This window comes from Rugamonas sp. FW305-51 (assembly GCF_058786935.1).
In genome coordinates, this window is record NZ_JBYSZG010000036.1 from 1 (window position 1) to 14,191 (window position 14,191).

Genomic DNA, 14,191 nt, shown 5'->3' on the forward strand with positions numbered 1-14,191 from the left:
AAGTCCCTCACAACTCACTTTAGCCAACCCGCCTGCGTTTCGGCGGCGGGAGGCCGGCTAGATGATTTTCATACCCCATTTTTTGGGACGTACCCCATTTTTGAACCAACAGCCAGCAAAACCCGGGACGTAATACAGTTTCTGGAAAAATGGGGGGGGGAAATGGGGACGTACCCCATTTCTTCTAAAATGGGGTACGTCCCCATTTTCTTTGGTTGCTTACCACTTGATTTCGCCCTTGGCCACCTTGGCCGAGATGTCCAGCGCTCCGGCCAGGCCGGCGGCGGGGTAGGCGGTTTTCATCGCCGCGATCAGGGCGGCGGAGTCGGCGGCCTTCGGCGTTTCGGCTTCGAACCGTTGCAGATAGCTGCGGGTGTAGCCGATGCTGTCGGGCGTGTACGCGGCGCCGACCTGGAAGTGGCCAGGCACCACCGTGGCAGGCTTCAGTGCGCTGATGGCATCCAGCGTGGACTGCCACTGCTGGCGCGATTCCACGGTCTGGGTATCGGCCGTCCACACGTGCAGCTCGTTGAACAGCACCACGCCACCCACCACCGCCTTGATCGAGGGGATCCACACATAGCTGCGCTCGGGCGACTTGCCCTGCAAGCCTTCGATCTTGAGCGCCTGGCCTTCCAGCGCGATGGTGTCGCCCTGCAGCGGCTGCGGCATGACGATCGCTTGCGGCGCATTGTCCTTCAGGATCGGGCCCCAGTATGCGACCTTGGCGGCGGCCTTCTGCTGCATGGCGGCGATGGTCTGCGGCGTGGCCACGATGCGCGCGTCCGGGAAGGCGGCGTGGATTACGTCCAGCCCGAAATAGAAATCAGGGTCGCCGTGGCTCACATATACCGTGGTCAGGCGCTTGCCGCTGGCGCGGATGCGCTCGGCCAGCTTGAGCGCTTCGCCGCGCGAGAACTGGGCGTCGATCAGCACCGCGTCGTGCCGGCCCGCCACCAGTACCGAGGCGACGGGGAAGATGGCCGCTTCGCCCGGGTTGTAGACGTCCAGCGTCAGCGGCGCGGCGGGCGTGGCATGCTTGGCACCGGCGGCGGAAGCGGTTGGAACGATGCCCACGGCGGCGGTGGCGGCGGTGGCGGCGAGGGCGGCGGACAGGATGGTGTGCTTGAACATGATCGTCTTTCTGTCGAAATGGGAATGACGTCATCTTAAATTGCTTGCTTCGAGAGAAAAACGGGGTATCCTGCAACGATTAATTGCATAAATCGATCAAATCATGGACCGCATCACCGCCGCCACCGTCTTTGTCAGCATCGTCGAGCGGGGCAGCATGATCGCCGCGGCCGAGGCGCTGGACATGTCGCGCGCCATGGTCACGCGCTACCTGGCCGAGATGGAACAGTGGGCCGGCGCCCGCCTGCTGCACCGGAGTACGCGCCGCCTGAGCCTGACGGACGCGGGCGACGTCACGCTGGCGCGCTGCCGCCGCATGCTGGAACTGGCCGCTGCCATCGACGCGGTGCCGCCCGAGGATCCGGACTCGCCCCACGGCCTGCTGCGCATCAGCTGCGCCCAGTCGCTGGCGCAGGCGACGCTGGCGTCGGCCGTGCCGGCCTACCTGCGCCGCTATCCGCGCATGGCGGTCGACCTGCAGATGAATAACCGGGCCGTCAACCTGGTCGAGGAGCGCATTGACCTGGCGCTGCGCATCACCAATGCGCTCGACCCCAACCTGATCGCGCGCCGCCTGGGCAGCTGCGATTCCGTCGTCTGCGCCGCGCCGGCCTATCTGGATGCGCACGGCACGCCGCGCCGGGCCGAGGACCTGGCTGACCATAACTGCCTGACCTACAGCTATTTCGGCAAGAGCCTGTGGCAGTTCACGCGCGACGGCGCGGCGCTGTCCGTGCCCGTGGGCGGCAACCTGTCGGCCAATGAAGACCTGATCCTGCTGGCGGCCGCGATGGAAGGGGCGGGCATCGCGCTGCAACCGCTGTACAGCGCGGCCCCGCTGATCGCCGCCGGCAAGCTGGTGGCGCTGCTGCCGGACTGCCTGCCACAGCGGATGGGCATCTACGGCATCTACAGTTCGCGCCAGTATTTACCGCCGGCGCTGCGCACCATGCTGGACTTCCTGCTCGACTGGTTCGGCGGCCACCCCGGCTGGTCCGGCCAGGGCGGCGCGGCGGCCGGGGAGGGCGCCGCAATCCGTTAATCTTATGGCCATGTTTCGGCAGCATCCAGCATTGGCGCGGCCTGCGGGCGCAAAAAGGCCGATATTTTCGTGCGTATTTTTCACGCAGATTTGGTTGTTGAGATACAATGCCGCGTGCTATCCTGATTGACCGATTCTAGTTCGACTGAAAGAAACAGAGCCCTTCCCCACAACTTGATGTGCAATCCGCTAACCGGTCAGGCCGTGTCGCGGAAGGTTAGATTAACCCGCTAATCTCGCGAAGCGCGAAGAAAGGTGAGCAATATGATGCAACAAAATACGTCCAACTCCTACCTGTTTGGTGGGAACGCACCGTACGTCGAAGAGCTGTACGAAGCGTATCTCGACAATCCGGGTTCCGTGCCAGACAACTGGCGTTCCTATTTCGACGCCATGCAGCACGTGCCGGCCGTCGACGGTTCCAACAAGCCTGACGTGGCCCACGCCTCCGTGATCGCCTCGTTCGCCGAGCGCGCCAAGGCCGGCCCGATCCGCACCGTGACCGCTTCCGGCGACCCGGAAATGGGCCGCAAGCGCGTCGCCGCCACCCAGCTGATCGCCGCCTACCGCTACCTCGGTTCGCGCTGGGCCAACCTGGACCCGCTGCAGCGCCAGGAACGTCCGATGATCCCCGAGCTGGACCCCAGCTTCTACGGCTTCGCCGATGCGGACATGGACACCGTGTTCAACATCAGCAACACCTACTTTGGCCCGGAAACCGCGACCCTGCGCGACCTGACCAACTTCCTGCGCGACACCTACACCCGCTCCATCGGCGCGGAGTACATGTACATTTCCGACCCGGCCGAAAAGCGCTGGCTGCAGGAACGCCTGGAATCGATCCGCTCCACCCCCAATTTCACCGCAGAGAAGAAGAAGCACATCCTGGAGCGTCTGACGGCAGCCGAAGGCCTGGAGCGCTATCTGCACACCAAGTACGTCGGCCAGAAGCGCTTCTCGCTGGAAGGCGGCGAAACGTTCATCGCCTCGATCGATGAGATCATCCAGCGCGCCGGCGAAAAGGGCGTGCAGGAAATCGTGATCGGCATGGCCCACCGCGGCCGCCTGAACGTGCTGGTCAACACCCTGGGCAAGAGCCCGAAAGAGCTGTTCGAAGAATTCGAAGGCAAGCACGGCGACGACCTGCCGGCCGGCGACGTCAAATACCACCAGGGCTTCTCGTCCGACATCTCCACCGTCGGCGGCCCGGTCCACCTGTCGCTGGCGTTCAACCCGTCGCACCTGGAAATCGTCAACCCGGTGGTTGAAGGTTCCGTCAAGGCCCGCATGGATCGCCGCGGCGACACGCAAGGCGCGCAAGTGCTGCCTATCCTGGTGCACGGCGACGCTGCATTCGCCGGCCAGGGCGTGGTCATGGAAACGCTGAACCTGGCCCAGACCCGCGGCTACGGCACGGGCGGTACGGTGCACATCGTCATCAACAACCAGATCGGTTTCACCACCTCCGACCCGCGCGACGCCCGTTCCACCATCTACTGCTCGGACGTGGTCAAGATGATCGAGGCGCCGGTGCTGCACGTGAACGCCGACGATCCTGAAGCCGTGGTACTGGCATCGCAGATCGCCATGGATTACCGCCTGCAGTTCCAAAAGGATATCGTGGTCGATATCATCTGCTACCGCAAACTGGGCCACAACGAGCAGGACACGCCTGCCCTGACCCAGCCGCTGATGTACAAGAAGATCGCCCAGCACCCAGGCACCCGCAAGCTGTACGCGGACAAGCTGGCCGCGCAAGGCGTGATCGCTGCCGACGGCGGCGACAAGATGAGCGCCGCCTTCCGCGACGCGATGGACGCCGGCAAGCACACGGTCGATCCGGTCATCTCCAACTTCAAGAACAAGTTCGCCGTCGACTGGCTGCCGTTCCTGAACCGCAAGTGGACCGACTCGGCCGACACCGCCGTGCCGATGACGGAACTGAAACGCCTGGCCACCCGCATCACCACCGTGCCGGAAGCGTTCAAGGTGCACTCGCTGGTGGAAAAAGTGCTGGGCGACCGCGCCTCCATGGGCCGTGGTGAACTGAACCTGGACTGGGGCATGGGCGAACACCTGGCCTACGCCTCGCTGGTATCGTCCGGCTACGCCGTGCGCCTGACCGGCCAGGACGCCGGCCGCGGCACCTTCGTGCACCGCCACGCCGTGCTGCACGACCAGAACCGCGAGCGCTGGGATGCCGGCACCTACGTGCCGCTGCAGAACATCGCCGAAGGCCAGGCACCGTTTACCGTGATCGACTCCGTGCTGTCCGAAGAGGCGGTGCTGGGCTTCGAATACGGCTACTCGACCGCCGAGCCGAACACGCTGACGATCTGGGAAGCCCAGTTCGGCGACTTCGTCAACGGCGCGCAAGTGGTGATCGACCAGTTCATCAGCTCCGGCGAAGTGAAGTGGGGCCGCGCTTCGGGCCTGGTCATGATGCTGCCGCACGGTTACGAAGGCCAGGGTCCAGAGCACTCGTCGGCCCGTCCCGAGCGTTTCCTGCAGCTGTGCGCGGACAACAACATGCAAGTGGTGCAGCCGACCACCGCGTCGCAGATCTTCCACGTGCTGCGCCGCCAGATGGTGCGCCAGTTCCGCAAGCCGCTGGTGATCCTGACGCCGAAGTCGCTGCTGCGCAACAAGGATGCTGGTTCGCCGCTGACCGACCTGGCCAAGGGCGCCTTCCAGACCGTGATCGGCGAGGTGGACGACAAGATCGACGCCAAGAAGGTCAAGCGCGTCGTCGCCTGCTCGGGCAAGGTGTACTACGACCTGGTCAACGCACGCAAGACGCGCGGCCAGACCGATACGGCCATCATCCGCATCGAGCAGCTGTATCCGTTCCCGCACAAGTCGTTCACGGCTGAACTGAAGAAGTTCCCGAACCTGGCCGAAGTGGTATGGGCGCAGGACGAGCCGCAGAATCAGGGCCCATGGTTCCAGATCCAGCACAACATCTTCGAGAGCATGGAAGCGGGCCAGCGCCTGGCCTACGCCGGTCGTCCGGCGTCGGCTTCGCCGGCGGTCGGCTACTACGACAAGCACTACGCCCAGCAAAAAGACCTGCTGGAGACGGCGTTCTCGAAGCTCAAGGGTTTCATCCTGACCAAATAAGGTATTCGGCGCCGTGCCCTTCGCACGGCGCCTGACCTGATTAGCACACAATGACAGTGCGACGCGCGGCCCGGCCAGGCCGGCCAGCGCGACGCCGCAACAATAAAATATACGGAGTTTTACATGGCACAAATCGAAGTCAAGGTTCCCCAACTGTCCGAATCGGTCGCTGAAGCGACCATGCTGACCTGGCATAAGAAAGTCGGCGAGGCAGTGGGCCGCGACGAAAACCTGATCGATATCGAAACCGATAAAGTGGTGCTGGAACTGCCGGCACCTGCCGCCGGCGTCCTGGTCCAGATCATCAAGGGCGACGGCAGCACCGTCGTCGCCGGCGAAGTGATCGCCATCATCGACACCGAAGGTTCGGCCGCCGCCGCCGGTGCTGGCACTGCCAGCACGCAAGCCGCCGCTGCGCCAGCCGCCGCACCAGCTGCCGCCGCTCCTGCCGCCGCCAACAAGGGCGACGTGGCCATGCCTGCCGCCGCCAAGATCCTGTCGGAAGCGAACCTGTCGGCCTCGCAAGTAGCCGGCACCGGCAAGGATGGCCGCGTGACCAAGGGCGACGCCCTGGCCGCCGCCGCCAAGCCTGCTCCTGCCGTCGCGCCGCTGGCGCCAGCCGCTGCCAAGCCAGCGCTGCAGCAAGTGGCCGTGGCCGCTCCTAACCTGGGCGACCGTCCGGAAGAGCGCGTGCCGATGAGCCGCCTGCGTGCCCGTATCGCCGAGCGCCTGATCCAGTCGCAATCGACCAACGCCATCCTGACCACCTTCAACGAGGTGAACATGGCGCCGGTGATGGACCTGCGTAACAAGTACAAGGACAAGTTCGAGAAAGAGCACGGCGTCAAGCTGGGCTTCATGTCCTTCTTCGTCAAGGCCGCCGTGGCCGCGCTGAAGAAGTACCCGATCCTGAACGCCTCCGTGGACGGCAACGACATCGTCTACCACGGCTACTTCGACATCGGTATCGCCGTCGGTTCGCCACGCGGCCTGGTGGTGCCTATCCTGCGCAATGCGGACCAGATGTCGATCGCCGACATCGAGAAGAAGATCGGCGAATTCGGCGCCAAGGCCAAGGAAGGCAAACTGACGCTGGACGACCTGACCGGCGGCACGTTCTCGATCTCCAACGGCGGCACCTTCGGCTCCATGCTGTCGACCCCGATCATCAACCCGCCACAGTCGGCCATCCTGGGCGTGCACGCCACCAAGGACCGCGCCGTGGTTGAAAACGGCCAGATCGTGATCCGTCCGATGAACTACCTGGCGATGTCCTACGACCACCGCATCATCGACGGCCGCGAAGCCGTGCTGGGCCTGGTGGCCATGAAGGAAGCGCTGGAAGATCCAGCCCGCCTGCTGCTGGAACTGTAATTCACCGGCTGTACGGTCTACCCCCGGAGCGCCGCTCCGGGGGCTTCTGAAGGATAAGCCATGAACGCATCCGAAGAAATCAAGCGCCTGCACGAGCTGCACCAGGCCGGCGCGCTGTCCGACGAGGAATTCGCCCAGGCCAAGGCCAGGCTGCTGAGCAGCAGTCCGCCGCCCGGGAGCAGTACCGACGTCGACCTGTCGGGCGAGCTCAATCGCCTGCGCCGTTCGCGCAGCGACCGCTGGCTGGGTGGCGTGTGCGGCGGGCTGGCCAGGGCGTCCGGCATGGATTCCTGGATCTGGCGCCTGATCTTCGCGCTGTTTACGATCTCCTTCGGATTCGGACTGGTGGTCTACCTACTGTTATGGATCTTCGTCCCCGACGAAGAGCTGATTGGGAATTGAGAAAAATATGAGCACTAAACAATTTGACGTCGTCGTGATCGGCGCCGGTCCTGGCGGCTACATCGCCGCTATCCGCGCAGCGCAGCTGGGCTTCTCCGTGGCCTGCGTGGACGCATGGGAAAACGCCAAGGGCGGTCCCGCTCCAGGCGGCACCTGCACCAACGTCGGCTGCATCCCGTCCAAGGCGCTGCTGCAATCGTCCGAGCACTACGAGCACGCCGGCCACTCCTTCAAGGAGCACGGCATCGACGTCGCCGGCCTGTCGCTGAACCTGGGCCAGATGATCAAGCGCAAGGATACCGTCGTCAAGCAGAACAACGACGGCATCCTGTTCCTGTTCAAGAAGAACAAGGTCACCTTCTTCCACGGCCGCGCCTCGTTCGGCGGCGCCGCCACCGCCGACGGCTATCCTATCGTCGTCTCGGCACCGGCCAATGAAACCATCAACGCCAAGCAGGTCATCATCGCCACCGGCTCCAACGCGCGCGAACTGCCGGGCGCACCGTTCGACGAGAAGCTGATCCTGTCGAACACCGGCGCCCTGAACATCGACGCCGTACCGGCCAAGCTGGGCGTGATCGGCGCCGGCGTGATCGGCCTGGAAATGGGCTCCGTATGGCGCCGCCTGGGTTCCGAAGTGACCGTGCTGGAAGGCCTGCCTGTATTCCTGGGCGCCGTCGACGAGCAGATCGCCAAGGAAGCGGCCAAGCTGTTCGCCAAGCAGGGCCTGTCGATCAGCCTGGGCTGCAAGATCGGCAAGATCAGCACCGGCAAGAACAACGTCACCGTGGAATACGAAAACGCCAAGGGTGAAGCCCAGAGCGCCGTGTTCGACAAGCTGATCATCTCGATCGGCCGCACCCCCAACACCAACGGCCTGGCCGCCGACAAGGTCGGCCTGCAGCTCGACGAGCGCGGCTTCGTGGCCGTGGACGGCGACTGCAAGACCAACCTGCCCGGCGTATGGGCAGTGGGCGACGTGGTGCGCGGCCCGATGCTGGCGCACAAGGCGGAAGAAGAGGGCGTTGCCGTGGCCGAGCGTATCGCCGGCCAGCATGGCCACACCAACTTCAACACCATCCCCTGGGTCATCTACACCTCGCCGGAAATCGCATGGGTCGGCAAGACCGAGCAGCAGCTGAAGGCGGAAGGCGTGGCCTACAAGGCCGGCACCTTCCCGTTCCTGGCCAACGGCCGCGCGCGCGCGCTGGGCGACACCTCGGGCATGGTCAAGTTCCTGGCCGACGCGACCACCGACGAAATCCTGGGCGTGCACATCATCGGCCCGATGGCCTCCGAGCTGATCTCGGAAGCCGTGGTGGCGATGGAGTTCAAGGCCTCGGCCGAAGACATCGCCCGCATCTGCCACGCGCACCCGTCGCTGTCGGAAGCGACCAAGGAAGCGGCATTGGCTATCGATAAGCGCACCCTGAATTTCTAAGGAGACCGCCTCAAAAAGCCCGCGGCTTCGTTGCGGCTCCTCGTCGTACAGTCGTACTGTCTTCGTCGCCGCGCCTCGCCGCGCGCATTTTGAAGCAATCTCCAGGCAGTGCGCGGCGGGCTGCGGCCCGCCCTACGCAGTACCGGTAGGGCGGGCACAGGCCCGCCGTTTTTTTATGCGCAGTCGTCGCACACCGAAGTGAATTCCATGAATGTCCAAGAGTTTTACCAGCACGCGCTGCAGCAGCGCGATTTCAAGGCCGACGCCGAGCAGCAGCGCGCCGTCGACCGTCTGCAGCAGTGCTATGACGAATGGGTGGCCTACAAGGGCCAGCGCTCGAACAGCCTGAAACGCCTGATCAACCGCCCCGGCGTGCCGCGCGGCGTGTACATGTGGGGCGGGGTGGGGCGCGGCAAGTCCTTCCTGATGGACAGCTTCTACTCGGTGGTGCCGGTGGTGCGCAAGACCCGCTTGCACTTCCACGAATTCATGCGCGGCGTCCATCGCCAGCTCGACGAACTGACCGGCGTGGCCAATCCGCTGGACGAGGTGGCGCGCCGCATCGCCAGGAAATACCGCCTGATCTGCTTCGACGAATTCCACATCTCGGACGTGGCTGACGCCATGATCATGTACAACCTGCTGTCGGCCCTGTTCGACAACGGCGTGGCCTTCATCATGACGTCCAACTACGATCCGCAGCTGCTGTATCCGGACGGGCTGCACCGGGATCGCATCCTGCCCACCATCCGCCTGCTGTACGACAAGCTCGACGTGATGAATATCGACGCCGGCATCGACTACCGCGGCCGCGCGCTCGAGCAGGTGCAGTCCTACTACACGCCGCTGGGCGCGGCCACCGATCACGCGCTGCGCGAAGCCTACGCCAGCGTGGCCGAATCGGCCGACGAGGACCCGGTGGTGCGCATCGAGAACCGCGAAATCCGCGCCCTGCGCCGGGCCGGCACCATCATCTGGTTCGACTTCGCCACCCTGTGCGGCGGCCCCCGTTCGCAGAACGATTACCTGGAAATCGCCAGCCGCTTCCATACCGTGATATTGTCCGGGATTCCCATGATGTCGGCGGCGATGTCTTCCGAGGCGCGCCGCTTCACCTGGCTGATCGACGTGTTCTACGATCAGAAGGTCAAGCTGCTGATGTCGGCGGAAGTGCCGCCGGAAGAGTTGTACACGACCGGCATGCTGGCCAACGAGTTTCACCGCACCGTCTCGCGCATCGTCGAGATGCAGTCGCGCGAATACATGGATAAAGAGCAGCGCAGCGCGGCCGACGCGCTGGCGTAGCGCGTAACGGAAAATAAATATGACACCATCGACCATCCTGAAGCTGATCGTGCTGCTGGGGGCGACCCTGCTGGGAGCTGTCCGGGCCCAGACCATAGGCCAGGCGCCGCAAGGTGCGCCGGGCGTGCCGGTCAGCCATTCGATCGAGCAGGCCGACGCCACGCTCGTGCAAGTGGCGCGCGACCGCGCCGCCGTGCAGCAGCGTTACGCCCAGGAAGAGCAAGTCTGCTACGGCAAGTTCTTCGTCAACCACTGCCTGGACCAGGCGCGGGAAACGCGCCGCGCGGCGCTGGCCGAGTTGCGGGCGGTGGAAGTGGAAGCCAACCACTTCAAACGCAAGGATGCGGTGGACCGGCGCGACGCCGAGCTGGCCGAGCGGGTCCGCAAGGACGAGCAGGAGCAGGCCGCGCGGGCCGCCCAGCCGCCACGCCCGGCCAGGTCGCCGGCCGACGAGACGCCCGCACCGGCGCCGAAAGGCGGCCCGACGCTGGAGCAGCGCCAGGCCGCGCACGACGCGCACGAGCAGCGCCGCGCCGCCGAGGAAGCGGCCGGCGCCAGCCGGCGCGCCGCCAATGTGGCCGCCTTCGAACGCAAGCAGCAGGAATCGGCCGCACGCCAGGCCGCCATCGCGAAGAAGAAGCAGGAAGCGGGCGCCAAGCGCGCCGCGCGCGAGGAGGCCGAACGCAAGAAGGCCGCCGCCGCCGCTGCTGCCGCCGCATCGGCACTCAAGCAATAAGGCCGCCGGCGCGCCGCCGCTCCATCCAGGCCGGTGGCGCATGGCAGCATGGCTGATGCATGCGCGCGGCGGGCAGCGCTGGGCGCGCACAGGGCAAACACCGGGGGCGACCCCGGGCCAGTGGCCCTGGCGCGCTAGACGGCCCGTTTCAGGCGCTGCACCGTGTAGCTCGGTTTTTCCTTGGGCGGCGCGACCAGCTTGATGATGGCCATCGAACAGTTGTCGCCCTTGCCGGCGGCCCGCTCGATGGCTTTGTTGATCAGCAGTTCCGACGCCTGGCGCGGCGTGTTGCGCGCCAGCGCGGCGGCCAGTTCCAGGTCGGTGAAGTACTGCCACAGGCCGTCGGAACACAGCAGGAAGGCGTCGCCGGCCTGCAAGCCCTCGTGCCGGCCGACGGTGACGAAGGGTGGCTTGAGGCTGTTGCCCAGCACGTTGCTGAGCAGTTTGGAATTGCGATGTTTTTTGGCCGCTTCCAGCGGCAGCTTGTCGTTGGTCACCAGATGGTCGACATAGGCCGCGTCGTTGCTGCGGGCGGCGCAGGCCTGGCCGGCAAAGCGGTACAGGCGCGAATCGCCCACGTGGGCCCACACGGCCTGGCGCTGGGGCGTGAGCACCAGCAGCACCAGCGTGCTCTGCGGTTCGCTGCTGGCGGCGATGGGGTTCATCTGGATCACGTCGTGCGCCTCGCGCGCGATGTTGCGCAGCAGTTCTTCCAGGCGCTGCAGGTTGGCCGTGTCGCCGACGCGGAATTCGTCGAACAGCTGCTTGCTGGTCAGCAGTACCTGGTCGGCCGCCGTGGCGCCGCCGCTGATGCCGTCGGCCAGCACGGCCAGCACGTAGCCGGGTGCCTGGGCGGCCGTGTACAGGGCCACCCGGTCATTTTGCTGGGGCCGGTTGCCAATGTGCTGGGCGGTGCCGGCTTCGATTTTATAGGCGCTCATATGTCACACTGTATCCCGGTCGGGGCCGGCCGTGGCGTCCGTCACATCAATTCTGTTGGCGGCGGGGCTGGGGTAGATTAAACTATGCACCGTTACGCAGTTTTGTTGCAAGCATGGTTGTTGGCTAAGCGAAACTATTTGGATTGTATGCGTATCTGCCCGGAACGCACGGAACAATTTGTAACAGAAAACCTCACCATGACAGATGCACAAGAAATACAGCGACGCCTGATTGAACTCGACGTGGAACACCGCGACCTCGACGCGGTGATCGAAATGCTGACGCTGGACGGACACCACGACCAGTTGCAGCTGCGCCGCCTGAAAAAGCGCAAGCTGCAGCTGAAAGACTATATCACATTGCTGAAAATGCAATTAGTGCCGGACGTGCCGGCCTGACGCCAGGCGCCCCGCACGCCACCTCTAAGCTTATTTTGACCGAACACCAGTTACCGCTTGCGGCCGCGCAGGCCGAGACCGGCGCCGCCACATCGCCGCCGTCAGCGCCGGCCGCCGCCGCCGCATTGCCCGTTGCCGCCGCTACGCCTGGTGCGCCGGCAACGCGTTCTGGCGCCGGAACGGCTGGCGCAGCAACGCCTGGCACCGCAACGTCCGCCGCTGCAACGTCCGCCGCCGCGCCTGCTGCCGCCACAGCGGCCCCCGTGTCCCCCGCGCCGGGCCGTCACGATGCCGAGGTCGAACGCCTGTTCGGCGCCGGCGGTCCGCTGGGCCCGGCCGTGGGCAGCTACCGTCCGCGCCGCTCGCAGACGGAAATGGCCAAGGCCGTGGCCCAGGCCATCTCCGAACAGCAGACCCTGATCGCCGAAGCGGGTACGGGGACGGGCAAGACCTTCGCCTACCTGGTGCCGGCCCTGCTGTGGGGCGGCAAGACCATTGTCTCCACCGGCACCAAGAACCTGCAGGACCAGCTGTTCCTGCGCGACATCCCCACCGTGCGGGCCGCGCTGCAGGCGCCCGTGTCGGTGGCGCTGCTCAAGGGCCGCTCCAACTACGTGTGCCACTACCACCTCGAGCGCACGCTGCAGAACGGCCGCATGACCTCGCGCGACGACGTGGGCCACTTGCGCGAAATTTCCCGCTTCCTCAAGATGACCAGTTCCGGCGACAAGGCCGAGCTGGCCAAGGTGCCGGAAAACGCCATGATCTGGAACCTGGTCACGTCCACGCGGGAAAACTGCATGGGCGCCGAGTGCCAGTACTACCAGGACTGCTTCGTGATGAAGGCCCGCAAGGAAGCCCAGCAGGCCGACGTGGTGGTGGTCAACCACCACCTGTTCTTCGCCGACGTGGCCCTGAAGGACACGGGCGTGGCCGAGCTGCTGCCGTCGGCCAACACCATCATCTTCGACGAGGCGCACCAGCTGCCCGACACGGCCACCCTGTTCTTCGGCGACACCTTCTCCACTTCGCAAGTGCTGGAGCTGTGCCGCGACGTGCTGGCCGAGGGCCTGGCCCACGCGCGCGACGGCGCCGACTGGGGCAAGACGGTGACGGTGGTGGAAAAGGCGGCGCGCGACTTGCGCCTGACCTTCCCGCAAGACATCGTGCGCCTGTCGCTGCCCCAGATCGCCCCGTCGAGCGACTTCTTCCCAGCCCTGCAGACGCTCAAGGACGAGCTGGACGGACTGATCGCCGTGCTGGAAACCCAGGCCGTGCGGGCCGAGACGCTGGAACAGTGCCGGGTGCGCGGCATCGAGCTGGCCCAGCAGCTGGCCGCCTGGAAGTACGATCCCAAGGCCAAGGTGGACAAGGGCGAGGAAGCCGTGTTCTGGGTCGAGGCCTACACCATGTCGCTGCAGCTGCACAAGACGCCGCTGTCGATCGCGCCCATCTTCAACGGCCAGCGCGAAGGCGTGCCGCGCAGCTGGATCTTCACCTCGGCCACGCTGGCCGTGAAGAACGACTTCAGCCACTTCGCCAACCAGATGGGGCTGACCGACGAGCTGTCGATGTCCTGGCCCAGCCCGTTCAACTACGAGCAGCAAGGCATCCTGTACGTGCCGCAGGGTTTGCCCGATCCCAATTCCATCGGCTACACGGACGCCGTGCTGGACAAGGCCCTGCCCGTGATCGAAGCGGCCGGCGGCAAGACCTTCCTGCTGTGCACCACGCTGCGGGCCGTCAAGCGGGCCGCCGAGCGCCTGCGCGACGAGTTCGCCAAGCGCAACCTGCCGTTCCCCCTGTTCGTGCAGGGCGACAAGGGGCGCACGGAATTGCTGGACCAGTTCCGCAAGGCCGGCAACGGCGTGCTGATCGGCAGCCAGAGTTTCTGGGAGGGGGTGGACGTGCGCGGCGACGCGCTGTCGCTGGTCATCATCGACAAGCTGCCGTTCGCGCCGCCCGACGATCCCGTGCTGGCGGCCCGCATCGAAGTGATGGAAAAGCAGGGCATGAACGGCTTCATGCACCACACCCTGCCGGAAGCGATCATCAACCTCAAGCAGGGGGCCGGCCGTTTGATCCGCGACGAAGGCGACCGCGGCGTGCTGATGCTGTGCGATCCGCGCGTCATCTCCAAGCCCTATGGCCGGCGCATCTGGCAAAGCCTGCCGTCGTTCAAGCGCACGCGCGAGCAGGACGAGGTGCTGGCCTTCTTCCGCGACAAGGATGGCAGCGCCGACGCCGAACCGCAGTAATGGGCATTGGGGCAGTTTGAGGTGCCCCGCGCGTATGCT

11 protein-coding genes are annotated in these 14,191 nt (G+C 65.3%); 9 read left to right on the forward strand and 2 right to left on the reverse strand.

Features of this window, described 5'->3' with window-relative positions; genetic code table 11:
* Nucleotides 1-219: 219 nt before the first annotated feature.
* On the reverse strand, nucleotides 220-1,134 hold the full coding sequence (locus tag AC3WOS_RS21035; RefSeq protein ID WP_492718238.1) for an MBL fold metallo-hydrolase: 915 nt from the start codon (nucleotides 1,132-1,134) through the stop codon (nucleotides 220-222).
* Between the two features lie 103 nt (nucleotides 1,135-1,237).
* Here AC3WOS_RS21035 and AC3WOS_RS21040 point away from each other — a divergent pair, with 103 nt between their 5' ends.
* The 7 genes from AC3WOS_RS21040 to AC3WOS_RS21070 all read left to right on the forward strand — a co-directional run bounded on the left by AC3WOS_RS21040 (nucleotide 1,238) and on the right by AC3WOS_RS21070 (nucleotide 10,554).
* Complete coding sequence (locus AC3WOS_RS21040) at nucleotides 1,238-2,176, forward strand: LysR family transcriptional regulator (RefSeq protein ID WP_492718239.1); 939 nt, start codon at nucleotides 1,238-1,240, stop codon at nucleotides 2,174-2,176.
* A 264-nt stretch (nucleotides 2,177-2,440) separates the two neighbouring features.
* A complete protein-coding gene (locus AC3WOS_RS21045) occupies nucleotides 2,441-5,296 on the forward strand; it encodes a 2-oxoglutarate dehydrogenase E1 component (protein WP_492718241.1) in 2,856 nt (951 codons plus the stop codon).
* Between the two features lie 123 nt (nucleotides 5,297-5,419).
* Nucleotides 5,420-6,670 carry a 2-oxoglutarate dehydrogenase complex dihydrolipoyllysine-residue succinyltransferase gene (gene odhB / locus AC3WOS_RS21050; RefSeq protein WP_492718242.1) on the forward strand — a complete coding sequence of 417 codons (1,251 nt, stop codon included), beginning with the start codon at nucleotides 5,420-5,422 and terminating at the stop codon, nucleotides 6,668-6,670.
* Between the two features lie 60 nt (nucleotides 6,671-6,730).
* On the forward strand, nucleotides 6,731-7,072 hold the full coding sequence (locus AC3WOS_RS21055; protein ID WP_492718243.1) for a PspC domain-containing protein: 342 nt from the start codon (nucleotides 6,731-6,733) through the stop codon (nucleotides 7,070-7,072).
* 7 nt (nucleotides 7,073-7,079) lie between these two features.
* On the forward strand, nucleotides 7,080-8,513 hold the full coding sequence (gene lpdA, locus AC3WOS_RS21060; protein ID WP_492718245.1) for a dihydrolipoyl dehydrogenase: 1,434 nt from the start codon (nucleotides 7,080-7,082) through the stop codon (nucleotides 8,511-8,513).
* A gap of 207 nt (nucleotides 8,514-8,720) precedes the next feature.
* Entirely contained in the window at nucleotides 8,721-9,818 is a 1,098-nt protein-coding gene (gene zapE, locus AC3WOS_RS21065; RefSeq protein ID WP_492718246.1) for a cell division protein ZapE, read from the forward strand.
* Nucleotides 9,819-9,837: 19 nt separating this feature from the next.
* A complete protein-coding gene (locus tag AC3WOS_RS21070; RefSeq protein WP_492718248.1) occupies nucleotides 9,838-10,554 on the forward strand; it encodes a hypothetical protein in 717 nt (238 codons plus the stop codon).
* 134 nt (nucleotides 10,555-10,688) lie between these two features.
* On the opposite strand, the gene AC3WOS_RS21075 is transcribed toward AC3WOS_RS21070, so the two are convergent.
* A complete protein-coding gene (locus AC3WOS_RS21075) occupies nucleotides 10,689-11,495 on the reverse strand; it encodes a PP2C family protein-serine/threonine phosphatase (RefSeq protein ID WP_492718249.1) in 807 nt (268 codons plus the stop codon).
* Nucleotides 11,496-11,693: 198 nt separating this feature from the next.
* Between AC3WOS_RS21075 and AC3WOS_RS21080 the strand changes: the two genes are divergently transcribed.
* Nucleotides 11,694-11,894, forward strand: coding sequence for a YdcH family protein (locus AC3WOS_RS21080; protein WP_492718312.1), 201 nt, complete (start codon nucleotides 11,694-11,696; stop codon nucleotides 11,892-11,894).
* 263 nt (nucleotides 11,895-12,157) lie between these two features.
* Complete coding sequence (gene yoaA, locus AC3WOS_RS21085; protein ID WP_492718250.1) at nucleotides 12,158-14,152, forward strand: DNA repair helicase YoaA; 1,995 nt, start codon at nucleotides 12,158-12,160, stop codon at nucleotides 14,150-14,152.
* Nucleotides 14,153-14,191 lie beyond the last annotated feature (39 nt).

Excerpts from the sequence above, each read along its gene's own strand:
- AC3WOS_RS21035 (WP_492718238.1), bottom strand. The coding sequence starts at position 1,134 with ATGTTCAAGCACACCATCCTGTCCGCCGCCCTCGCCGCCACCGCCGCC.
- AC3WOS_RS21040 (WP_492718239.1), top strand. The coding sequence starts at position 1,238 with ATGGACCGCATCACCGCCGCCACCGTCTTTGTCAGCATCGTCGAGCGG.
- AC3WOS_RS21045 (WP_492718241.1), top strand. The coding sequence starts at position 2,441 with ATGATGCAACAAAATACGTCCAACTCCTACCTGTTTGGTGGGAACGCA.
- odhB (WP_492718242.1), top strand. The coding sequence starts at position 5,420 with ATGGCACAAATCGAAGTCAAGGTTCCCCAACTGTCCGAATCGGTCGCT.
- AC3WOS_RS21055 (WP_492718243.1), top strand. The coding sequence starts at position 6,731 with ATGAACGCATCCGAAGAAATCAAGCGCCTGCACGAGCTGCACCAGGCC.
- lpdA (WP_492718245.1), top strand. The coding sequence starts at position 7,080 with ATGAGCACTAAACAATTTGACGTCGTCGTGATCGGCGCCGGTCCTGGC.
- zapE (WP_492718246.1), top strand. The coding sequence starts at position 8,721 with ATGAATGTCCAAGAGTTTTACCAGCACGCGCTGCAGCAGCGCGATTTC.
- AC3WOS_RS21070 (WP_492718248.1), top strand. The coding sequence starts at position 9,838 with ATGACACCATCGACCATCCTGAAGCTGATCGTGCTGCTGGGGGCGACC.
- AC3WOS_RS21075 (WP_492718249.1), bottom strand. The coding sequence starts at position 11,495 with ATGAGCGCCTATAAAATCGAAGCCGGCACCGCCCAGCACATTGGCAAC.
- AC3WOS_RS21080 (WP_492718312.1), top strand. The coding sequence starts at position 11,694 with ATGACAGATGCACAAGAAATACAGCGACGCCTGATTGAACTCGACGTG.